This window comes from Variovorax sp. Root411, from assembly GCF_001425205.1.
GTDB lineage: Bacteria > Pseudomonadota > Gammaproteobacteria > Burkholderiales > Burkholderiaceae_C > Variovorax.
In genome coordinates, this window is sequence record NZ_LMDW01000004.1 from 98,899 (window position 1) to 120,476 (window position 21,578).

Below are 21,578 nucleotides of genomic sequence, written 5' to 3' on the forward strand. Positions count from 1 at the left end.
GAAGCTTCCATAGCCCATGCCCCTTTCTTTACAGCCCTTGCGTGGCTGGGGGGCAGTGTTTTCGCAAATACCTCTCGATTCAACCCAAAGGAGATAAAGATGAGGAAGAGAAACGTCCTTGCCGTCCTTGCACTGGCAGCCGCCGTCAGCGCGCCTGTCACCCACGCCCAAGGCGCCGGCCAGTTGAACGTCATCTGCTCTGTCCAGGACGAATGGTGCTCGCTCATGAGCACCACCTTCGCCCGCAGTTCAGGCATCAAGGTCAACGTCCTCAAGCGAGGCAGCGGCGAGGCGCTTGCGCAACTCCTGGCGGAGCGAAGCAATCCCAAGACCGATGTCTGGTTCGGTGGCACGGGCGATCCCCATCTCCAGGCCGCGGAGCAGGACCTGACCCTGTCGTACAAGTCGCCATCGTTCGACCAGCTTCATGCCTGGTCCCAGTCGCAGGCCGAGCAATCGCAATGGCGAACCGTCGGCGTGTACTCCGGGCCGCTCGGCTTCGCCTTCAATACCGAGCTGCTGGCGAAGAAGAAGCTGCCCGAGCCCAAGTGCTGGAAGGACCTGCTTTCGCCGGCGCTTCGTGGTGAGATCCAGGTCGCCAACCCGGCGAGTTCGGGAACTGCGTACACCATGATCGCGACCCTCGTCCAGCTGATGGGAGAAGACAAGGCCTTCGACTACATGAAGGGCCTGCACAAGAACGTCAGCCAGTACGCGCGCTCCGGCACCGGTCCCATCAAGGCCGCGGCCCGGGGCGAAACCACGGTCTCCATCAGTTTCGTCCACGACGCCCCCAGCGAGCAGATGCAGGGTTTCCCGATTGCGACCGTGACGCCCTGCGAGGGAACCGGCGCGGAGATCGGGTCGATGTCGATCGTCAAGGGTGCTCGCAATCTCGAGAACGCCAAGAAGTTCTACGAGTGGGCGTTGACTCCCGCGGCGCAACAGCTGGCCGCCGCGGCGCACCAGTACCAGTTGCCCTCCAACAAGTCGGCCAAGCTGGACAGCCATATCCCCGACTTCCGCAAGATCCGCCTCATCAACTATGACTACGCAAAATATGGCCAGTCGGCAGAGCGCAAACGCCTGATCGAACGCTGGGAGCGCGATGTCAATTCCCAGCCGCGCTGAGCGACCCAGCATGAAACTCAACGACAACAATCGCCCGATCGCCATCTGGTCGATCATCGGCCTCGTCGCGTTCTGCGTGCTTCCCTGGTACGCCCTGCCCGAGGGCTTGTCCGGGCTGCAAGGCCTGAGCGAGCTTTTGGCCGGCCATGACAGTTCGTCGGCGCTCGCCCAGGTCCTGCTGCACCGGCGCCAATGGCTCGCCGTCGGCGTCTGGCCGCTGATCGTTGGCCTTGGGGCGCTGCGCGTGGCGCCAGGAGCCGCCCAGGGACGCCTCCTGGCCTGGTGCGGTGCGCTGGGTGTGGCAGGGGTGCTCGCGCAAGGCTTCGCCATCGGACTGCCCGGGGCTGGAGCGATCTCGGGCGTTCTCGACGCAAATATCGGCCAGCCCGGTTTCGGCTGGGGCGCCATGCTGGTCCTGTGCTCGCTGCTGATGCTGACCGCGTTCGGCATGGCGCGTACCGGCGCGTTTCGCGGCGACCTGTTCGTCGCGGCGGCGGTGGTCGGCGCGAGCAGCCTGCTGATCACCTTCGTCGCGTTCCCCGTCTTCAGGTCTTTGGCCGGCGCCTTCCTCGACGAGGCGGGACAGCCGAGTGTCGGAGCCTGGATGGCACGGATCGCGAGTGAACGGATCTGGGGTGTCGGCTGCCTGTACTCCTCGCAGGGCTGCGGCGTCGCGTGGAACACGCTGGCGCTGGCCACGCTGACCGGCATCACGACGACCGTGCTCGGAACGCTGCTCGCGCTCGTCGAAAACCGCAGCGACTCCAGGATTCGCCACGCGCTTCGATTCCTCGCGCCACTTCCAATCATCACGCCGCCCTTCGTGGTGGGGCTGGGACTGATCCTGCTGTTCGGCCGGGCAGGCCTTGTCAACCAGATGGTTGAATGGGCCTTCGGCGTGGAGCCCACGCGCTGGTTCTATGGCTGGTTCGGTGTCTGGCTTGCGCAGCTGTTCGCCTTCACTCCCATCGCCTTCCTGATCGTGCGCGGCGTCGTCGAGGGGATCAGCCCGTCGCTCGAGGAGGCCTCTCAAACACTGCGCGCGGACGGCTGGCGGACCTTCCGGCATGTCACCTTTCCGCTGATGCTGCCGGGCCTGACGAATGCGTTCCTCGTCGGCTTCATCGAGAGCATTGCCGACTTCGGGAATCCGATCATCGTGGGAGGGCAGTTCTCGGTCCTGTCCACGGAGATTTTCTTCGCCATCGTCGGCGCTCAGTTCGACCAAGGCAGGGCGGCCGCGCTCGCGTTGATCCTGAGCGTTTTCGCCCTGGGCATCTTCGCGCTGCAGCGCGGGATCCTTGGCCGCAAGAACTTCACGACCGTCTCGGGCAAGGGCGACGCGGGGCTGTCGATGCGCCTGCCCAGCGGGCTTCGGCGCGCTGCGCTGTGCGTCGTCGTGCCGTGGCTGGTCTTCACCCTGGTGGTCTATGTCTTCGCGTTCTGCGGAGGCTTCGTGCAGACCTGGGGCAGGAACTATTCGCCCACGCTCGCTCACTTCCGGACGGCCTTCGCCGTGGCCTTCGAGGGCGGCGCCGTGCAGTGGATCGGCGTGGCCTGGGACTCGCTCTTCACGACCGTGCGGCTGGCGGGCATCGCTGCACCGCTCACCGCCGGCCTGGGTCTCCTGATCGCCTGGCTGCTGGCACGCGTGCAGTTCCGCGCCCAGAGTGCGTTCGAGTTCTCGGCGCTCATGGCCTTCGCGATCCCGGGCACCGTGCTGGGGGTGAGCTACGTCCTGGCATTCAACGTTCCGCCGCTGGAGATGACCGGCACCGGCCTGATCATCGTGATGTGCTTCATCTTCCGGAATCTTCCGGTGGGCGTGCGGGCCGGGTCGGCTGCATTCAAGCAGCTCGACAAATCCCTCGACGAAGCTTCCTTGATGCTGCGGGCCTCGACGGCGCGCACGCTCTGGTCGATCACGCTCCCGCTGCTCAAGCCTGCACTTGCCGCTTCGCTCATCTACAGCTTCGTTCGTTCCATGACCACCGTGTCCGCAGTGATCTTTCTCGTCACGGCGCAGACGGAGCTGGCCACGACGTTCATCATCGGCCGCGTCGGCCAGGGCGACTACGGCGTGGCATTGGCATACAGCACTGCGCTGATCGTCCTGATGGCGGTTGTCACGGGCTTCGTCCAGTGGGGGGTCGGCGATCGCCGGCTCGGCAGGAGAGCTTCCACGGCAGCGCAACCGGGCAAGGATGTCCTGGATGTGAACCGCACGCCGGCGGCGCCGGCGTCGCTTTAATCTCAATCCTCTACCGAGGGAAACTTCATGTACGGCATCGAATTCAAGAACGTCTCCAAGAGCTACGGCACGGGTGCGCACGCGCCAATGGTCGTGAAGGACATCAGCTTCGGCGTACCCAAGGGGACGCTCACCACCATCCTCGGACCATCGGGCTGCGGGAAGACCACCACGCTGCGCATGATTGCCGGCCTCGAGACACCGACCTCAGGCCGCATCTTCATCAACGGCGCGGACGTCACGACGCTCGGTGCGGCACAGCGCAACGTCAGCCTGGTGTTCCAGAGCTACGCGCTCTTTCCGCACATGAGCGTCATCGAGAACGTGTCCTATGGCCTGCGCATGTCGGGTCTTGCCAAGGCGCAGGCGAAGGAGAAAGCCGGGCTGATGCTCGAGACCGTGGGGCTCAAGGGAATGAACGAGCGCATGCCCAGCGAGCTGTCCGGCGGCCAACAGCAGCGCGTGGCGCTGGCGCGCGCCCTTGCGCTGGAGCCCGCGGTGCTCCTGTTCGACGAGCCGCTGTCCAACCTGGACGCTCGGCTGCGCCGCTCCATGCGCGAGGAGATTCGCGCGCTGCAGCAGCGTCTGTCGCTCACGGTCGCCTATGTCACGCACGATCAGAGCGAGGCATTGGCCGTCAGCGACCACATCATCGTGATGGACCAGGGAGTGATCGCCCAGCGTGGCGCACCCCACGAACTCTACGAGTCGCCCCAGTCCGAGTTCGTCGCGGGTTTCATGGGGGAGGCCATGCTGTTCGACGGGCTTTGCGATGAACAGCGAAAGGTTTCGTTGGGCACCCTGAGCATCACGGCGCCGGCCGGGGTCGGCTCGGGTCCGGTGAAGGTCGCCGTCCGCCCGGAAGCCTGGATCATCAAGCCCGTTGCGAATGACGGTCTTGCGGCGCGTGTGGTGAAGAGAACCTACGTCGGCAGCACCGTGGAGTACACCTTCTCCAGTCAGCTCGGGGAAATCTTCGTCGTGTCGCCGGAGGTCAAGCAATCCCTCGCGCACGGGGCTCCGGTGAGCCTCCACCTGGCCGATCACGGTGTCTCCATCGTCGCCGCAGTCAAATAGACCCGCTATCGGCTGCCTTCTGCGAACGCAGCCATGCGCAAACCACTGCTGCAACTCCCGGAGTTCGAGGCTGGACGAATGACAAGCTTGCACTCGCCAAGGGCGTTGCTCGACATGAACTCTTGCATCTCGTTTTCGGAGCGCGGGGTGCTCTGGCAATCGGGTCGCTGGCGGTATCACCAAGACTTCGAGCTCCACGCAATCATGGCCCCTTTCGATCGCGCTTTCGTGGGCGACGAGGTGCACAGGCTTGCGCCAGGTAGCGTCGTCCTGGTCGGCCCTCGCCTCCCCCACAACTTTCGATTCGTCGACGGATCGGAGAGTCATGCAAGCGCGCCAAGTCCAATGCTGCAGTTCGCCGCCGCCCCGTTGCGCGAGAGCATGGATCTGTTGCCCGACCTTCGTGAGGCTGAGGCATTGCTGGACAGGGCTCACCTGGGAATCGAGTTCTTCGGGTTTCGGGATCTTGCGATGAAGCATCTGCTGCGGGTCAGGGATCTACGGGGACTTGGGCGATTCTCGGCCTTCGCCGCACTCTTGTACGAGCTTGCCCGCTGGCAAGACGCCCGCACGCTGACGTCGCTGAACCACAGGCAGGGCAGTGCAACGGACGACATTCGATCGGGAAAGATATACACGGTGCTGGACTACCTCAGGGCGAACTACATGCAGCAGCTCAGCCTTGCCGGCGTCAGCACGATGGCCGGCATGCCTGAAGCCGCGTTCTGCAGGCAGTTCCGCAAGATAACCGGCAGCACCTTCACCACTTTCGTCACGGAACTGCGCATCGCGAAGGCCTGCCAGTTGCTGCTGCATACACAGCGGCAGATAAGTGGCATCTGCTATGACGTGGGCTTCAACAACATTTCGAACTTCAATCGTCATTTCCTCAAGCGCAAGGGGGTGACGCCGGGCGGATACAGGGCGCTCGCCAAGTGCGGCACGAATGCTCGCGGCTATCGTGAAGACCAGGGGGATTCGGTCGGCCTCTGACCCGGCGATGGTCTCCGTCTCCGGGGTGATTGCCCGGCGGCCGGACGGCGTGGCACTGGCGCGCAGTGGTGGCGCGGCTTCAGGGCGCCAGGCGAATGTTCGCGTCCTTGATGATCTTCGCGTAGATGGCGGCATCCGCGCGCACCACCTTCTGGAAGGCTTCGGGCTTGCCGCCGGCCACCTGCAGGCCCAGCGCCTCGATCTTCGCGCTCACGTCGGGCAGGTGCACGATGCGGTCGATCTCGTCCGACAACTTCTGCACCACCGGCGCGGGCGTGGCAGCGGGCAGGAACACGCCGAACCAGCCGTAGGGGTCGAAGGAGTGATAACCCAGCTCGGCAAAGGTGGGCACGTCGGGCAGGCCGGGCATGCGCTGCGTGCCGGTCACGGCCAGCGGGCGCATCGACTTGAGATGCGGGCGCGCGGTGGCGCTGTCGATGAAGGCCGAGGCGAGCTGGCCGCCCACCAGGTTGGTGACCAGCGGCGCGGCGCCCTGGAAGGGCACGTGCACCAGGTCGATGCCGGCCTGCATGTTCAGCAGCGCGCCCTGGATGTGCGACGAGGTGCCGGCGCCGTAGCTGCCGAAGTTGTACTTGCCGGGGCTCTGCTTCACCATCGCGATGAAGTCCTTCAGGTTCCTGGCCGGCGAGTCCAGCGGCACGGCCAGCATGCTGGGGCTGCGCGCGATCATCGTGACGGGCGCGAAGTCCTTCAGCGGATCGTAGGCGAGCTTCTCCATGAGCGGCGGCTGCTGGATCAGCGCGGTGATCGCAATGAGCACGGTGTGGCCATCGGCCGGGGCCTTGGCGACGAAGCCGTTGCCGATGGTGCCGCCGGCGCCGGGGCGGTTCTCCACCAGCGCCGGCTGCCCCCAGGCCTCCTGCAGCTTCTGCCCGATGGTGCGCGCCAGCGTGTCGGTGGCGCCGCCGGCGGGGTAAGGCACGATCAGCTTGAGGGGCTGGCTCGGATAGGCGTGCTGCGCAGCCGTCTGCGCCAGCGCCGGCGCGGCGAGCAGGACTGCCAGGCCTGCGGCCGCGCAGAGCCTGCGCACCCGCATCGATGTCGTCTTCATGGGCTTGTCTCCTCTTCGGGGGTGGGAAAACTCAACGCAGCGCTTCGGCCGTACCCAGGATCGCGGTGGCCTGGCTCGACAACATGCCGCCGTTGCCATGCGCGAGCGCGGTCCGTGCGTTCTTCACCTGGCGCTCGCCGCATTCGCCGCGCAATTGCCGCACGGCCTCGATCAGCGCGAAGATGCCGTACATGCCGGGGTGCACGCAGGACAGTCCGCCGCCGTTGGTGTTCACGGGCAGCCGGCCGCCCGGTGCGATGGCGCCATCGGCCACGAAGCGGCCGCCTTCGCCCTTGGGGCAGAAGCCCAGGTCTTCGAGGAACAACAGCGTGTTGATCGTGAAGGCGTCGTACAGCTGCACGACGTCCATGTCCCCGGGGCCGAGCCCGGCCATCGCGAAGGCCTCTCGGCCCGACTGGCTGGCCGCCGTGACGGTGAGGTCCGCCATCGAGGAGATCTGCCGGTTCCACACCGCCGTGGCATTGCCCAGCACGTAGACCGGCTTCTTCGGCAGGTCCCTGGCGCGCTCGGCGCTCACCAGCACGCAGGCGCCGCCGCCGTCGGTGACCAGGCAGCAGTCGCGCACGGTCAGCGGGTCCGACACCATGCGGGAGCCCAGCACGTCGTCGCGCGTGAGCGGCTCGCGCATGAAGGCTTCCGGATTGAGCCCGGCCCAGGCGCGCGCGGCCACGGCCACGTCGGCCAGCTGCTCGCGCGTGGTGCCGAACGCGTGCATGTGGCGCGAAGCCGCCAGCGCGTAGGCCGACACCGGCAGCATCGGTTCGTAGGGATGCTCGTAGGGCTGCGGATCGAGAAAGCGGCGCGCCGCCACGATCTCGCGCCGGCCGAAGGCGGCACTGCGCTGTGCGCTGCCGTAGCAGATGAGCACCGCGCTGCATTGGCCGGAACATATGGCCTGCATCGCGGGCAGCAGGTGCGCGATGAAGCTGCTGCCGCCCAGCATGGTGCCGTCGATGTAGCGCGGGTTGAGGCCCAGGTATTCGACCACCGGCAGGGCCCACATCGCGGCCGAGGCGCTCGCGGTGCACAGCCCGTCGATGTCGCGCATCCGCAGGCCCGCATCCGCCACGGCCGCGTGTGCGGCGCGGGCCAGCAGCTCCATGTCGGTGAAGCCCGGCGTCTCGCCGCAGCCGAAGGTGGCGGCGCCGGCAATGGCCGCGCTGCCGCGCAAGGCCTTCAGTTCCGCGTTCATCGCGCGGCTCCTTCGATGGCGTCGAACAGCACCAGGCCGCGGCCGTCCTTCAGCTGCACCCGCGCCTTGACGCGCTGGCCGATGCGCACCGCGGCGGGCGCGAGGTTCTCGATGCGGCTCATGAGCCGCACGCCCTCGTCGAGTTCGACCAGGCTCACGTTGAGGTCGCCGCCTTCGGCCGGCTTGCGCCGCACGGTCGTCACGGCATGCACGGTGCCGAGGCCGCCCGGCGCCTTCCATTCGAGCGCCGTGCCGCCGCAGTGCGGGCAGCTCTCGCGCGGGTAGTAGACGTGGCGGCCGCAGTCGCCGCAGCGCTGAAGCAGGAAGCGGCCGGCGTCCAGTTCGTGTTGATGAAAGGCCTGCACGCCGATGTCCTTGTCTTGCGTGATCGTCGATTCGCTGCTGCTGCTCATTCGGCTTGCTCCTTGTTGGCCGGCCACTGGAATGGCAATGGCTTCTTGTCCAGGAAACGGTTCACTGCCTCGCGGTGCTCGGTACTGCCGAAGGCCAGCGCCTGCACGTTGGCTTCGGTGTCGAGCAGCGCGGCCAGCGCGCCCGCATCGCCGGTGGCGCGCTTCACCAGGCTCACCGCCAGCGGCGAGGCGCCAGCAAAGCCCTGGGCCAGCGCCAGCGCGCGCGGCAGCAATTGTTCGGACGCGTGCAGTTCCATCGCGATGCCGAGCTCGATCGCCTCGGCCGCGCCGACCTCGCGCGCCGACAGCATCAGCTCGCGTGCGCGCTGCGAGCCCACCGCGCGCGGCAGGGTGTAGAAGGCACCGCAGTCCGGCACCAGCCCCAGTTTCAGGAACGACATGCAGAAACGCGCGCGCGGACTCGCGAGCACGAAATCGGCCGCGAGCGCCAGGCTGAAACCCGCGCCATAGGCGGCGCCATCGACTGCCGCGATCACGGGCTTGTCGAGCAGGATCAGCTCGCTGAACCAGCGCTGAGTGGCCTGCATGCGCTCGCGCCAGCCGGCGTTGTCGAGCTTCGCGTCGGCGATGCCGCGCAGGTCGCCGCCCGAGCAGAACTGGCCGTTGGCGCCGGCGAGCACCAGTGCGCGCACGCCGGCATCGCCGCGCACCTGAGCGATGGCCTGCGCCAACTCGTCGCGCAGGGCGGGGGTGAAGGCATTGCGGTTGGCGGGCGAGTCCAGCGTCAGCAGCGCGGTGCTGCCGTGGCGCTCGCAGCGCAGCGCGGTGAAGTCGTTCATGGGTGTGTTTGCTCCTGGACGGCGGCGCGATGTGCTTCCTGCAGCGCGCGCCAAAGAATCTTTCCGGTGCCGGACTTCGGCAGGCTGTCGAGGAACTCGACCACGCGCGGCGCCTTGTAGACGGCCATGCGCTCGCGGCACCATGCGACGATCTCCTCCTCGCCGACGCGGCCGCGCTGCAGCGGCTTCAGCACCACCAGCGCCTTCACCGATTCGCCGCGCCTGCCGTCGGGCACCGCGATCACGCAGGCCTCGTGGATGGCCGGATGCTCGTACATCGCGTTCTCCACTTCGGTGGGCCAGACCTTGTAGCCGGAGGCGTTGATCATTCGCTTGAGCCGGTCGCGCAGGAAGAAATAGCCCTCTTCGTCCATCGACGCGAGGTCGCCGGTGCGGAAGAAGCGCTGGCCGCCGATCTCGACGAAGGCGTCTCGGTCGGCCTCGGGGTTGCGCCAGTAGCCCTTCATGACCTGTGGGCCGCGCGTCACCAGCTCGCCCGTTTCGCCGGGCGGTAGCTCCTCGAAGCTGACCGGGTCGACGATGCGCGAATCGACGCCCTGCGTCGGCATGCCCAGGCACTGGCGCTTGCCGCGCGCGGGCGGGTTGGCGTGCAGGAAGGAGGCGGTCTCGGTCAGGCCGTAGCCTTCGTTGTACGAGAGGCCGTGGCGCTGCGCGAGCATCGCGGCCACGGCCTCGGGCATCGCGGCGCCGCCGCCCGACAGTAGCGCGAGGCTGGAGAGATCGCGCCGCCCGGTTTCGGGATGGGAGAACAGGTCGATCACCATGGCCGGCGGCGCCGACCAGGCGGTGACCGCATGGCGCTCGATCAGGCGCGCGGCCATCGCGGGGTCCCAGCGCGGCATCATCACCGCGGTGGCGCCGAGGAACATCGGCAGGTTCATGCCGTTCTGCAGGCCCAGCATGTGGAACAGCGGCGCGACGGCGAGGGTAACCGTCTCGACGTGCAATTGCTTCCACACCGCCGAGGAAGCCAGCGAGGCCAAAAGCGTCGCATGCGTGTGCATGCAGCCCTTGGGATGGCCGGTCGTGCCCGAGGTGTAGGGCAGCACCGCGAGGTCGTCGGGCGACAGGGGCAGGGCGGCGGGCGCGAGGCCGAGCGAGATCGCCTGTTCGAAGCCGTGCAGGCGCGCGTGGTCGAGCGGAGCGCGCGGCGCGGTGACCCAGTCGGGCAATGCGTCGTCGCTCGTCGCCGCGTCGATGGCGTCGGCGTAGGCATGGACGAGCACGGCACGCAGCTCGCCGTCGCCTTCGCCCAGGGCGAGCGTGGGCAGCAGGTCCTGCGCGACGCAGGCCACGCGCGCGCCGCTGTCGATGGCATGGTGCCGCACCTCCGCAGCCTTGCTCATCGGGTTGACCGGCACCACCACCGCGCCGGCGCGCAGCACGGCGTAGAAGGCGGTCACGAACTGCGGGCAGTTCTGGCTTGCGAGCAGCACGCGGTCGCCGGGCGCGACGCCGAGGCGCTGCTGCAGGTAGCCGGCCAGCGCATCGACGCGCTGGCGCAGCTTCGCATAGGAAGTGGCCGCGCCACAGTAGACGATGGCCGGCTTGTCGGGATAGCGGCGCGCGGCCGTGTCCAGGTAGTCCGGCAGTGTGGCGCGCGGCACGCGCAGCTCGCGCGCCACGCCCTTGGGCCAGAAGCGGAAGTGCGGTGGCCGGGCGCTGCTCATCGCTTCTCCAGCGCCCGCGCGATGATCTCCTTCATCACCTCGTTGGCCCCGCCATAGATGCGGCCCACGCGCACGTCGGCATAGAGCCGCGCGATCGGGTATTCGTTCATGAAGCCGTAGCCGCCGTGCAGCTGCAGGCATTCGTCGACGATGCGGCAGCAGGCGTCGGTGGTCCACCACTTGGCCATGGCGGCGGTGGGCACGTCGAGCTCCCCGCGCATCAGGCGCGCGATGCAGTCGTCCACGAAGGCGCGCGCCACCTGCGCCTGCGTCTCGCATTCGGCGAGCTTGAAGCGGGTGTTCTGCATCTTCAGCAGCGGCTCGCCGAACACCTGGCGCTCGCGCACGTAGTCGAGCGTGTCGCCGATGGCACGCTGCATGGTCGCCACCGCGCCGACGGCGATCAGTAGCCGCTCGCGCGGCAACTGCTGCATGAGCTGCGCGAAGCCACGGCCTTCTTCGCCGCCCAGCAGGTTGTCGGCCGGAACGCGCACGTCGTCGAAGAACAGCTCGGTGGTGTCCAGCGTCTTCTGGCCCATCTTGTCGAGCAGCGGCCCGCGCTTGAAACCCTCCGTGCCTTGGGTCTCCACCATCAGCAGCGAGATGCCCTTGCCGCCGGCTGCCGCATCGGTCCTGGCCGCGACGCAGACCAGGCCGGCGTGCATGCCGTTGGTGATGAAGGTCTTGCTGCCGCTGATGCGCCAGTGGCCGCCGTCGCGCCGCGCCTGCGTCCTGATGCGCTGCAGGTCGGTGCCGGCGCCGGGCTCGGTCATCGCGATGGCCGCCACCAGCTCGCCGCTGGCCATGCGCGGCAGCCAGCGGCGCTTCTGCGCCTCGGTGCCGTAGGCCAGCAGGTAGTGGGCGACGATGCCGCTGTGCACGTTGTTGCTGAAGCTTTGCGCCATGGCGCGCATCTGCTCTTCGCAGATCACCGCCTCGTGCAGGAAGCTGCCGCCACCGCCGCCATATTCCTCCGGAATGCTGGCGCACAGCAGGCCGGCCTGGCCGGCCTGGGTCCAGATGTCGCGGTCGGCGTGATGCTGCGCGCGCCAGCGTGGCTCGTGGGGCACGCACTCGCGCTCGAAGAAGCGGCGCGCGCTGGCACGCAGCATCTCGAGTTCTTCGTTCATCCACGGCCGCGTGGCAACGGCCCCGCTGGTCATGGCCGGCCGCCCCCGCAGACCAGCACCTGCCCGCTCACGTAGTTCGACTCCGGAATGCAGAACAGGTAGACCGCGCCGGCCGCTTCCTGAGGTGTACCGCCGCGGCCGAGCGGAATCAGCGCCTCGGCGTTCCTGAGGATCTGCGGGTTGACGCCGACCCTGATCTGCCGGCCCTCGATGTCGATGCTGGCACCCGCGCTGGCATCGGCTTCGGTCAACCGGGTCTTGATCAGGCCGAAGGCGACGCTGTTGACCGTGACCTTGTAGCGGCCCCATTCCTTGGCCATGGCCTTGGTCAGGCCGTTGATGCCGGCCTTGGCGGCCGCGTAGTTGGCCTGGCCCGCGTTGCCGTACACGCCGGAGGTGGACGAGATGTTGACCACCTTGCGGAACACTTCGCGGCCTTCGTCGGCCTCGCGCCGGGCTGCCTCGCGGATGAACTCGGAGGCGGCACGCAGGATGCGGAACGGCGCGGTCAGATGCACGGCCAGCATGGCTTCCCACTGCTCGTCGCTCATCTTCTGCACCACGTTGTCCCAGGTGTAGCCGGCGTTGTTGACGACGATGTCCAGGCCGCCGTAGCTGTCGACAGCGGTGCGCACGAAGCGGTCGGCAAAGCCGCTGTCCGTCACGCTGCCGGGGCAGGCGACGGCGCTGCCGCCCGCGGCCACGATGTCGTTGACGGTCTGCGCGGCCGGTTCGGCGTCCAGGTCGTTGATGACGACGCGCGCGCCGTCGCCCGCGAGCTTGAGCGCGATCTCGCGCCCGATGCCGCGGCCGGAGCCGGAGACGATGGCAACCTTGCCTTCGAGTTTTCTGTTGCTGCTGTTCATGGGTTGTCTCCTCGGGGATGTGTCAGGGCCAGGCGACGAGTGCCTCGGCGCTCAGCTTGGCGACGCCTTCGCGGTTGGCCGTCACGAGCTTCAGCCGCACGCTGCGCCGGCCCTCGTGCTCGAACTTCTCGGCGACCGTGCCGGTGCAGGCGATGCGCTCGCCCACGTGGGTGAGGGCGGCAAAGCGCACGTCGAGCGAGCGGATCGCCGATTGCGGCACCCAGTTCGTCAGCAGGCGCGCGAGCCAGGCCGCCGACAGCATGCCGTGCGCGAACACGTCGGGCATGCCGGCGGATTTCGCGAAGTCGATGTCGACGTGGATCGGGTTGTGGTCGCCCGAGGCGCCGCAGTACAGCGCCAGGTCGAGGCGGCTGATCGGCGGCAGTTCCAGCGCGGGCAGGGCGTCGCCGGGACGCAGCGCGTTCCAGCCGGGAAGATTGGCGGTCGTCATCGTCGGGCTTCCGGTCATGGGTTGCGCACCACCGTCACGCAGCGCAGCTCGGCCACGAGTTCACCCCGCTGGTTGCGCACGTGGGTCTTGCGCACGACGAATTCGAGCGCGCCGTTCTTCTTGTCGTAGATGTCTTCGATGCGCTGCTCAAAGCTCAGCGTGTCGCCGGCATAGGCCATCGCGTGGTAGCTGAAGCCCTGCTCGCCGTGCAGCAGGCTGCGGTAGTCCATGCCCAGCAGCTCGCGGATGGCGGCGGGGTTCGGCGCGTCCATCTCCAGGCAGAAGAAGAAGGTGGGCGGCACCGGCAGGCCCGGGTGCCCCGCATCGCGCGCGGCGGCCTCGTCGACGTAGACCGGGTCGGTCTGGCCCGTGGCCTTGGCGAAGAAGCGCAGGCGGCCTTTCTCCACCGGCACCTGGAACGGCGGCAGCGTGTGGCCGATGTGGCGACGGTCGATCATGACCAGCCACCGCCGGGCCGCCCCAAGGCGGCTGGAGCCCCCTTGGGGGGCAGTGCAGTACACGAAGTGACAAGCGTGGGGGCTGGCATGTCAAACGGCCTGGTAGAGCGTGACCACGCAGGCGCCGCCCAGGCCCAGGTTGTGCTGCAGCGCGAGGCGCGCGCCTTCCACCTGGCGCTGCTCGGCCCGTCCGCGCAGCTGCCACACCAGCTCCGCGCATTGCGCCAGGCCGGTGGCGCCGAGCGGATGGCCTTTCGACAGCAGGCCGCCCGAGGGGTTGGTCACCACGCGTCCGCCGTACGTGTTGTCGCCCTCGACGATGAAGCGCTCGGCCGTGCCCTCGGGCGTGAGTCCGAGCGCCTCGTAGGTGATGAGTTCGTTGGCGGTGAAGCAGTCGTGCAGCTCCACCACGTCGAGTTCCTCGGGGCCGATGCCGGCGTCTTCGTACACCTGGCGGGCCGCGGCGGCGGTCATGTCGTAGCCCACCAGCTGGCGCATGTCCCGGCTCTCGAAGGTGGAGGGCGTATCGGTGGTCATTGCCTGTGCGGCGATCGCCACGCGCATGTCGAGGCCGTGCTTGCGCGCGAACCCGGCCGAGCAGACGACGGCCGCGGCCGCGCCGCAGGTGGGCGGGCAGCACTGGAAGCGCGTGAGCGGATCGAACACCAGCGGCGAGGCCATCACCTCGTCCAGGGTCAGCGTCTGGCGGAACACCGCGAGCGGGTTGCGCGCGGCGTGCTGGCGCGCCTTCACCGAGATGCGGCCGAAGGTGTCGCGGCGGATGCCGTGCTGCGCCATGTAGTCGCGGCCGGCGCCGCCGAAGAACTGCGCGGCGCGCGGCGCCTCGGGAACGAAACCCTGCTTCTCGGCCATCACCTCGGCGAAGCGCGCCATCGGCGAGGGGCGGTCGTCGTAGGCGCCCTTGAGGGCGCCGGGCTGCATCTGCTCGAAGCCGAGCGCGATGGCACATTCGACCATGCCGCTCTCTACCGCCTGGCGCGCGAGGAACAGCGCGCTGGAGCCGGTGGAGCAGTTGTTGTTGAGGTTGAACACCGGAATGCCGCTCAAGCCCACGCCGTAGATGGCGGCCTGCCCGGCGGTGGAGTCGCCGTAGACATAGCCGACGTAGGCCTGCTGCACCTGTGCGTAGTCGACGCCGGCATCCTCGAGCGCGAGCTTCGCGGCGCGCGCACCCATCACGGTGTACGGGTCGCTGGCGCCGGGCTTGGTGAAGGGGATCATGCCCACGCCGACCACATGGACGGGGCGCTGCATACGTGTCATGGAAACTCCTGTGGGGCGCTGTGCCGATAGGATGAAGTCTCGGCCGGCGCGCCGGCTTCAACAATCGCGGATCGGCCCAAAACGATTGGCCGAAACGTTCACCGGCGCACCCTTGGCGCTGCGCTCACGCCGGGTCGCGGTAGCGGAAGGTGCCCATCGCGCGCGCCGCCACGTCGCCGTTGGCGTCGGTGACGGTGGCTTCGCAAAAGCACACCGAGCGGCCGCCGCCGGTGGCGCGCCCCTGCGCCTGCAGCAGCCCGCCCGCGGGCCGCATGAAGGCGATGTGCATGTCGACCGTGACGACCTCCCGCGCGTAGGCCACGCGCGAGAGCGCGGCATGCGCCATGGCGCTGTCGAGCAGGGTCATCAGCACGCCGCCGTGGCCGCTGGCGTGGTTGTTCAGCAGTTCGGGCCGCAGCGCCACCGACACCAGCGATTCGCCGTCTTCGGCACGCTCGAGGCGCAGGCACAGGTGCTCGGAAAAGGGCACGTGGCGCTGCGGCCCGCTGCGCGGCCGGTCGTCGCCTTCTGGCGGTGCGCTCGCGAGGTGCAGGCTCATGGCGCGGCTCCCCGCTTCGATGCGGCGGCGGCCGCCGTGAAGTCGCGCGGCCCCGTCAGCGCGAGGCCGCCATCGACGGGGATGATCGCGCCCGTGATGTACGAACCCCAGTCGCTCGCGAGCAGCATCGCCATGCGGCTGATGTCCTCGATGCGGCCCAGGCGCTTGAGCGGCACGCGCTCGGCCATCGCGGCCATCGTGCCGTCGGTGGGCGCGAGCCGCTTCAGGCCCTCGGTGTCGGCAATCGGCCCGGGCACGATGGAGTTGATGCGGATGCCTTGCGGACCCCACTCCAGCGCCAGCACCTGCGTCAGCATGTCGACCCCCGCCTTGGCCGCGCACACGTGGGCCTGGAAGGGCGTCGGCGTGAAGGCCTGTCCGGCGGAGATCTGGATCACGCAGGCACCGGGTTGGCGCAGGTGCGCATGCGCCAGCCGGGCGACGTTGAAGCTGCCCAACAGGTCGATGTCGACCACCGTCTTGAAAGCGTTGGGCGACATGTCGAGCGCGCTCGCGAGAAAGTTGCCCGCGGCGCCCGAGACCAGCACGTCGATCGGGCCGAAGCGCTCGGCGCCCTGCGCGAAGGCACTCTCCAGCGCCTCGGGCTGGCGCACATCGGCCGGAATGCCCAGCGCCTGCGTACCGAGCGCTTCGAGCTGCTGCGCGGCCGCGGCCACCTTGTCGGCCGAGCGGCTGAGCACCGTGAGGCGCGCACCGGCGCGCGCGAAGGCCTGCGCGATGCCGAAGTTGATGCCGCTGGAGCCACCGGCCACGGCCACGTGGCGGCCCGTGAAATCGAATGCGGAAAAATCAATGGGGTTCATCGCTGTGATCACTCCGGCTTGAAGCCGATCTCGGCCAGCATCCTGCGTTCGCGCTCGAACTGCGCACGGGCGTAGTCGGCATAGCTCTCGCCGGTCATCAGCTTGGGCTGCATGTCGAACAGCTCCAGCTGCTGGAGGTAGGCGGGGTCCGCCGCAGCCTTGCCGAAGGCCGCGTGCAGCCTGGCGGCGATCTTCGGATCGAGGTTCTTCGGCGCCACCAGGCCCACCGGCGACTCGATCACCATGTCATGGCCCAGTTCCTTCACGGTCGGCGTGTCGTAGCGCTTCAGGCGCTCGGCGGTGAAGGTGGCGAGCAGCCGCACCTTGCCGCCCTGCACCTGGGGCCCGAAGCCGGGATCGCCGTAGACGTCGAGGTGGCGGCCGATCACCGCCTGGAAGGCTTCGCTGCCGCCCTTGTAGGGCACCAGGTTGAAGGAGGTGCCCGCCTGCCTGGCGAGGCGCTCGGCGTAGATGCGGTTAATGCTGATCGCGCCCACGTTGCCCCAGCTGACGGCGCCGGGACGTTTCCTGGCATCGGCCAGCAGCTCGGGCAGCGACTTCCAGGGCGCGTCGGCGGCCACCACGATGCCGGTGGCGAGGCCGGCCAGCCCGATCAGGTAGCTGAAGTCCTTGAGCGGGTCCCAGCTCACCTTCTGCACCAGCGGTGCGCGGATCACCGAGTTGTGCATGACCGCGATCGTGTAGCCGTCGGCTTCGTGCATGGTCGCCAGCGATGCGGTGCCGGTGACGCCGCCTGCGCCCGGCTTGTGCATCAGCACGATGGGCTGGCCCAGGTCCCTGGAGGCGGCCTCGGCCAGCGTGCGGAAGATCGGGTCGAAGGAACCGCCCGGCGGAAATGGCAGCACGAGCAGGATCGGCTTGCTCGGGTAAGGGTCGGCGGCGAAGGCCGGGGCGGCTGTGCTGGCGGCGAGGGCGATCAGTGCGCCAAGCGCGCCGCGCCGGCCGAGCGAGCGGAAAGTGCGGTTCATGGTGTTGTGTCTCCTGTCGTTGGAATTCGCGGTTCAGGCGGCCTGCGGCAGCGGCAGGTAGCGAAAGGAACCCTGCGCACACGCGACCACGCGGCCGCCGTCGTCGGTGACCGAGGCGCGGCACCACGCGATGCCGGCGTCGTGCTGCACCACTTCGCCGTCGGCCGTGAGGCGGCCGCGGCCCGGTGCGTGGAAGCTGGTGTGGAGGTCGAGCGTGACGGCGGTGCGCGCAAAGTCGAACAGCGACACGGCGGCGCTCGCCATGGCCACGTCGAGCAGCGTGGCCAGCACGCCGCCATGCACCGCGCCGATGACGTTGCCGAGTTCGGGCCGCGCGTCGATCACGAGGCGTGCGCGGCCGCCTTCGGAGTATTCGCGGCGCGCCTCCAGCAGCCGCATGAATGGCACCTGGCCGAACAGGTTGCGGCGATCCGCGCCCGTGACGGGTGTCATGCCCGCACCCGTTCGCGCAGCACGTTCTTCAGCACCTTGCCGGCAGCCGACAGCGGCAGCTCGCGCAGGAAGCTGATGCCGCGCGGGCACTTGTAGCCGGCCAGGCGCTCGCGGCACCAGGCGCGCAGTTCGTCGGCATCGGCACGGGCATCGTCGGCCAGCACGACCGCCGCATGCACCGCCTCGCCCCAGCGCGCGTCGGGCACGCCGATGACCGCCGCCTGCTTCACCTGCGGATGGCTGCGCAGCGCGGCCTCCACTTCGGCGCAGTAGACGTTCTCGCCGCCGCTGATGATCATGTCCTTCAGGCGGTCGACGATGAACAGGTGCCCGTCGGCCAGCATGCGGCCGGCATCTCCGGTGTGCAGCCAGCCGTCCTTCAGCGCCGCGACCGTGGCCTCGGGGTTGCGCCAGTAGCCCTGCATCACCATCGGCCCGCGCGCCAGCACCTCGCCGACTTCGCCGCGCGGCAGTTCGCGGCCGCGCTCGTCAGCGACGATGATCTCGGCGCCCAGGCCGGCGCGGCCCACCGAGTTCAGCCGGCCGAGCACGCGCGCCTCGGGCCGGTGATTCGAAGGCAGGTTGATGCACACGGCGCCCGCGGTTTCGGTGAGGCCGTAGGCCTGGAAGAACTCGGCATGCGGCCATGCCGCCAGCGCGCGGTCGAGCAGGTCGGGCGGCATCGGCGCGGCACCGAAGGCGATGCGCGTGAGGCTGCGCACGCGCTCAGGCGTGAACGAGGGATCGTCGAGCAGCGACTGCAGCATGCTGGGCACCACGACGATGTCGCCGATGCGGTGCGCCGCGATGGCCTCGATGACGGCGGCAGGCCGGAACTGCGCCATCGTCACGCAGCTGCCGCCGACGATCAGCTGGCCCACCAGGCGGCCGAGGCCGGCGACATGGAACAGCGGCGCCACCAGCAGCGACACCGAGTCCGGTGCGTTGTTGAGCTCGGCGCCGCGGGTCATCGACGCGGTCCAGAAGTTCGCGTGGCTCAGCATCACGCCCTTGGAGCGGCCGGTGGTGCCGCCGGTGTAGAGGATGGCGGCAAGCGCGTCGCCGCCGGTGCGCGTGTCGGGCAATGGCTCCAGCGCCGCGCCTTCGTCTTCGAGCGTGCCCAGCCGCGCGAGCGCGGGCGCGTCGGGCGGTGCCAGCGCCTGCAGGGTTTCGTCGACGAGCAGCAGCGAGGCTTCGCTGTCCTGCAACGCATGCGCGAGCTCGGGCGTGCTCCAGCGGATGTTCAGGGGACAGGCGACGGCGCCCAGCCACCAGCACGCGAGGATGGCGCGCACCAGCTGGTCGCTGTTGGGCGCGAGCAGCGCCACGCGGTCGCCGCGCGCAATGCCGCGCCTGGCCAGCGCGGCCGCCTGGCGCGCGACGCCGTCCGCCATCTGCGCATGCGTCTGGCGGCGCACGCCGGTCTCGCTCAGGTGGGTGAGCGCCGTCATGTCGGGATGGCGCTGGAGCGCGCGATGCAGGCCTTGGGTCAGGTACACGATGAATGAAGCCGCCGGCTGGTTGCGAAGATGAGGCACAGCTTAGGCGGCACCGCGTCTCGCACCCATGGCGGGAAGCGCCAAAGGGCTTGGCGAAACCGCTCAGCGTTCCGGGCCGTGCGTCAGCCGGTATTCGCCGGGCGCCACGCCGGTCCACTGCTTGAAGGCGCGGTGGAAGGTGCTGGCTTCCGAGAAGCCCACGCGGTTGGCGATGTCGAGCAGCGGCAGCGGCGTGTGCAGCAGGTAGTCGATGGCGGCGTCGCGCCGCAGCTCGTCCTTGATCTGCTGGAAGCCGCGGCCTTCGTCGCGCAGGCGCCGGCGCAGCGTCTGTGGCGTTACCGCGAGCGCCTCGCCCACTTCCTCCAGCGACGGCAGCTCGCTGCCCAGCCCCTTGCGCAAGAGCCGGCGGATGCGCTCGGTCAGGCTGCTGGTGTCGCGGTACTTCACGATCAGGTTGGCAGGCGATCCGGCGAGGAATTCGCGCAGGCTCTGCGGCGACTGCACCACCGGCAGGTCGAGCCAGCGCGCCTCGAACGACATGCCGACGTGGGCCTGCCCGTAGCGGATCGGCACCTGGTAGACGCGCGAGGTCTCGGTGTTGGTCTGTTCGGCCGTGTAGCCGACTTCGAGCAGCGGGATGCGGCGCGCCACCAGCCACGACGAGGCATTGAAGGCGAACAGCATGAAGGCCTTCACCGCGTAGTCGAGCCGTGCATCGGAAGCGCGCCGCAGCACGAACTGCACATGCGCGCTGCCGCCTTTCACCGTGAGGCGCGGCACGAAGTCGCGCAGCAGCAGGTGGTAGGAAGCGAAGCCTTCACGCAGCGCCTCGCCGAGCGTGGCGCAGCGCACCAGCCGGCGCATGCATTGGCCGAAGCTGCCCGGAGGCAGCGGGCAGCTCAGGAGGCCCCAGATCTCGTCGCGCAGTTCGCGCCGCAGCGCGCGGATCAGCAGCGCGTACTGGCGCTGCGAGATGCGCGCCAGCGGCGACTCCAGCAGCGAGGGAGCGATGCCCGCCCAGGCCAGCACGCGCGCCGCATCGACGCCGCGATGGCGCGCGCCCATCAGGATGCTGTGCACCTGCTGGATGGCAACGGTGTGGTGGGTGGGCGTCATCGATGGCGGCCGCTGCGACCCGGCCGGTGGGATTGTAGGCAGCGACCCTGCGCCGGGTGCTTCAGCCGATGGCGCCGGCCGCCCGCAGCGCGGCCACGGCCGAGGCGTCGAGTCCGGCCTGCCGCAGGATCTCGTCGGTGTGCTCGCCGGCGCGCGGGGCGGGGCGTGCGGCGCACGGTTCGAAGCCGGTCATCTTGATGGGACAGCCGAGCTGCGGCGCCGCCGCGGCATCGGGCGCCATGCGCATGCCGCGCGCGCGGAAATGCGGATGCGCCAGCGCCTCGTCGATGCGCAGCACCGGCGTCACGCAGCCGGCGCCGTCGTGGAACAGGCCGCGCCAGTGCGCGAGCGGCCGCGCGCCGAAGATGGCGGCGAGCTCCGCGCGCAGGCGTTCCTCGGTCGTGGCATCGCCGCTGCGGTGCAGGGGCGCGAGGTCGGGGCGCTCGAGCAGGCGGCACAGCTCGTTCCAGAACTTCGGCTCCAGCGCGCCGACGGCAAGCTGCCTGTCGTCGGCGGTGCGGTAGAAGCCATAGCAGGCGAGCGCGCCCGTCAGCGCGCTGTGGCCGATGCGCGGCACCTCGCCATGCTGGTGCAGGCCGGCCAGCGGCAGCACCGCATGGGCCAGCACGCCATCGGCCATCGCGATGTCGACATGTCGCCCGCGCCCGCTGCGCGCGGCATCGAACAGCGCGGCCAGGATGCCGGCCACCGCGGTCATGGTGCCGCCCAGCAGGTCGGCCACGGGCAGGTTCGACAGCGCCGGACCCGCGGCATTGCCGATCTGGTCGGCCACGCCCGCGAGCGCCGCGTAGTTGAGGTCGTGCCCCGGCGTCTCGCACAGCGGCCCGGTTTGGCCGAAGCCGCTGATGCTGCAGTAGACGATGCGCGGGTTCACGGCCGCCACCGCTTCGTAGCCCACGCCGAGCCGCTGCATCACGCCGGGCCGGAACCCCTCCACCAGCACGTCGGCCTCGCGGCAAAGGCGCAGCAGCGTGGCCACGCCCTGCGCCTGCTTCAGGTCGATGCGGATCGCGCGCTTGTTGCGGTTGACGAGCGCGCGCACGGCGGGGCTCGCGTAGTCGCCGGCGCTGATGTCCTCGATCTTGACGACATCGGCGCCGAGGTCGGCCAGGTGCATGGCGCCGAGCGGTCCGGGCAAGAGGCGGGTCAGGTCGAGCACGCGCACGCCGGCGAGCGGCGCACCCTTGGCCGCGCTCGCCGGGGATTCGGGGGAAGAGGTCATATGGCCTGCAATCTAGGCGGCGCGGTGCATCGCGGCAATGGCGGCACTGCTCCTGGCGATTGGCG

Annotated in this window: 21 protein-coding genes; 4 read left to right on the forward strand and 17 right to left on the reverse strand. The window is 69.1% G+C overall.

All coding sequences use genetic code 11. The annotated features are described in order from the left end of the window. The first annotated feature begins 99 nt into the window (after window positions 1-99). Genes ASC92_RS09125 through ASC92_RS09140 form a run of 4 tightly spaced genes read left to right on the forward strand, consistent with a single transcriptional unit; the run spans window position 100 to window position 5,452 of the window. Window positions 100-1,131: an ABC transporter substrate-binding protein gene (locus ASC92_RS09125; RefSeq protein ID WP_200935962.1), complete on the forward strand. Its 1,032-nt coding sequence runs from the start codon at window positions 100-102 to the stop codon at window positions 1,129-1,131. A 10-nt stretch (window positions 1,132-1,141) separates the two neighbouring features. Continuing rightward, window positions 1,142-3,382 (forward strand): ABC transporter permease, encoded by a 2,241-nt coding sequence (locus ASC92_RS09130; RefSeq protein ID WP_056513605.1) that lies wholly within the window; start codon window positions 1,142-1,144, stop codon window positions 3,380-3,382. 27 nt (window positions 3,383-3,409) lie between these two features. After that, window positions 3,410-4,459 (forward strand): ABC transporter ATP-binding protein, encoded by a 1,050-nt coding sequence (locus tag ASC92_RS09135; RefSeq protein ID WP_056513608.1) that lies wholly within the window; start codon window positions 3,410-3,412, stop codon window positions 4,457-4,459. A 33-nt stretch (window positions 4,460-4,492) separates the two neighbouring features. Beyond that, the gene (locus ASC92_RS09140) at window positions 4,493-5,452 is read left to right on the forward strand and encodes a helix-turn-helix domain-containing protein (RefSeq protein WP_056513611.1); all 960 of its coding nucleotides are present in this window, start codon (window positions 4,493-4,495) and stop codon (window positions 5,450-5,452) included. Window positions 5,453-5,531: 79 nt separating this feature from the next. On the opposite strand, the gene ASC92_RS09145 is transcribed toward ASC92_RS09140, so the two are convergent. The 17 genes from ASC92_RS09145 to ASC92_RS09225 all read right to left on the reverse strand — a co-directional run bounded on the left by ASC92_RS09145 (window position 5,532) and on the right by ASC92_RS09225 (window position 21,513). Next, window positions 5,532-6,524 carry a Bug family tripartite tricarboxylate transporter substrate binding protein gene (locus ASC92_RS09145; protein ID WP_056513613.1) on the reverse strand — a complete coding sequence of 331 codons (993 nt, stop codon included), beginning with the start codon at window positions 6,522-6,524 and terminating at the stop codon, window positions 5,532-5,534. Between the two features lie 31 nt (window positions 6,525-6,555). Beyond that, a complete protein-coding gene (locus ASC92_RS09150; RefSeq protein WP_056513616.1) occupies window positions 6,556-7,737 on the reverse strand; it encodes a thiolase in 1,182 nt (393 codons plus the stop codon). Next, entirely contained in the window at window positions 7,734-8,150 is a 417-nt protein-coding gene (locus ASC92_RS09155; RefSeq protein ID WP_056513619.1) for a Zn-ribbon domain-containing OB-fold protein, read from the reverse strand. Before ASC92_RS09155 ends, ASC92_RS09150 begins: the two co-directional genes overlap by 4 nt. Next, window positions 8,147-8,950, reverse strand: a complete 804-nt coding sequence (locus ASC92_RS09160; protein WP_056513623.1) for an enoyl-CoA hydratase/isomerase family protein — start codon at window positions 8,948-8,950, stop codon at window positions 8,147-8,149. Before ASC92_RS09160 ends, ASC92_RS09155 begins: the two co-directional genes overlap by 4 nt. Continuing rightward, on the reverse strand, window positions 8,947-10,641 hold the full coding sequence (locus tag ASC92_RS09165; RefSeq protein WP_056513626.1) for a long-chain-fatty-acid--CoA ligase: 1,695 nt from the start codon (window positions 10,639-10,641) through the stop codon (window positions 8,947-8,949). The genes ASC92_RS09160 and ASC92_RS09165 overlap by 4 nt, the downstream gene beginning before the upstream one ends. Then, complete coding sequence (locus tag ASC92_RS09170) at window positions 10,638-11,804, reverse strand: acyl-CoA dehydrogenase family protein (RefSeq protein ID WP_056513628.1); 1,167 nt, start codon at window positions 11,802-11,804, stop codon at window positions 10,638-10,640. The genes ASC92_RS09165 and ASC92_RS09170 overlap by 4 nt, the downstream gene beginning before the upstream one ends. Next, window positions 11,801-12,637 (reverse strand): SDR family NAD(P)-dependent oxidoreductase, encoded by an 837-nt coding sequence (locus ASC92_RS09175; protein WP_056513631.1) that lies wholly within the window; start codon window positions 12,635-12,637, stop codon window positions 11,801-11,803. Before ASC92_RS09175 ends, ASC92_RS09170 begins: the two co-directional genes overlap by 4 nt. A 22-nt stretch (window positions 12,638-12,659) precedes the next feature. Further along, complete coding sequence (locus ASC92_RS09180) at window positions 12,660-13,088, reverse strand: MaoC family dehydratase (RefSeq protein WP_056513634.1); 429 nt, start codon at window positions 13,086-13,088, stop codon at window positions 12,660-12,662. Window positions 13,089-13,102: 14 nt separating this feature from the next. Further along, window positions 13,103-13,546 carry a MaoC family dehydratase N-terminal domain-containing protein gene (locus ASC92_RS09185; protein ID WP_056513637.1) on the reverse strand — a complete coding sequence of 148 codons (444 nt, stop codon included), beginning with the start codon at window positions 13,544-13,546 and terminating at the stop codon, window positions 13,103-13,105. A gap of 90 nt (window positions 13,547-13,636) precedes the next feature. Next, a complete protein-coding gene (locus ASC92_RS09190) occupies window positions 13,637-14,821 on the reverse strand; it encodes a lipid-transfer protein (RefSeq protein WP_200935963.1) in 1,185 nt (394 codons plus the stop codon). A 133-nt stretch (window positions 14,822-14,954) separates the two neighbouring features. Next, complete coding sequence (locus tag ASC92_RS09195) at window positions 14,955-15,389, reverse strand: PaaI family thioesterase (protein WP_056513642.1); 435 nt, start codon at window positions 15,387-15,389, stop codon at window positions 14,955-14,957. Further along, window positions 15,386-16,213: an SDR family oxidoreductase gene (locus ASC92_RS09200; RefSeq protein ID WP_056513646.1), complete on the reverse strand. Its 828-nt coding sequence runs from the start codon at window positions 16,211-16,213 to the stop codon at window positions 15,386-15,388. The genes ASC92_RS09195 and ASC92_RS09200 overlap by 4 nt, the downstream gene beginning before the upstream one ends. 8 nt (window positions 16,214-16,221) lie before the next feature. Then, window positions 16,222-17,202: a tripartite tricarboxylate transporter substrate binding protein gene (locus ASC92_RS09205; protein WP_056513650.1), complete on the reverse strand. Its 981-nt coding sequence runs from the start codon at window positions 17,200-17,202 to the stop codon at window positions 16,222-16,224. A 33-nt stretch (window positions 17,203-17,235) separates the two neighbouring features. Then, window positions 17,236-17,655 (reverse strand): PaaI family thioesterase, encoded by a 420-nt coding sequence (locus ASC92_RS09210; RefSeq protein WP_056513652.1) that lies wholly within the window; start codon window positions 17,653-17,655, stop codon window positions 17,236-17,238. Continuing rightward, window positions 17,652-19,154: a class I adenylate-forming enzyme family protein gene (locus tag ASC92_RS09215; RefSeq protein ID WP_056513655.1), complete on the reverse strand. Its 1,503-nt coding sequence runs from the start codon at window positions 19,152-19,154 to the stop codon at window positions 17,652-17,654. Before ASC92_RS09215 ends, ASC92_RS09210 begins: the two co-directional genes overlap by 4 nt. Before the next feature lie 102 nt (window positions 19,155-19,256). Next, entirely contained in the window at window positions 19,257-20,270 is a 1,014-nt protein-coding gene (locus tag ASC92_RS09220; protein ID WP_056513658.1) for an AraC family transcriptional regulator, read from the reverse strand. A gap of 61 nt (window positions 20,271-20,331) precedes the next feature. Further along, entirely contained in the window at window positions 20,332-21,513 is a 1,182-nt protein-coding gene (locus ASC92_RS09225) for a CaiB/BaiF CoA transferase family protein (protein ID WP_056513661.1), read from the reverse strand. Window positions 21,514-21,578 lie beyond the last annotated feature (65 nt).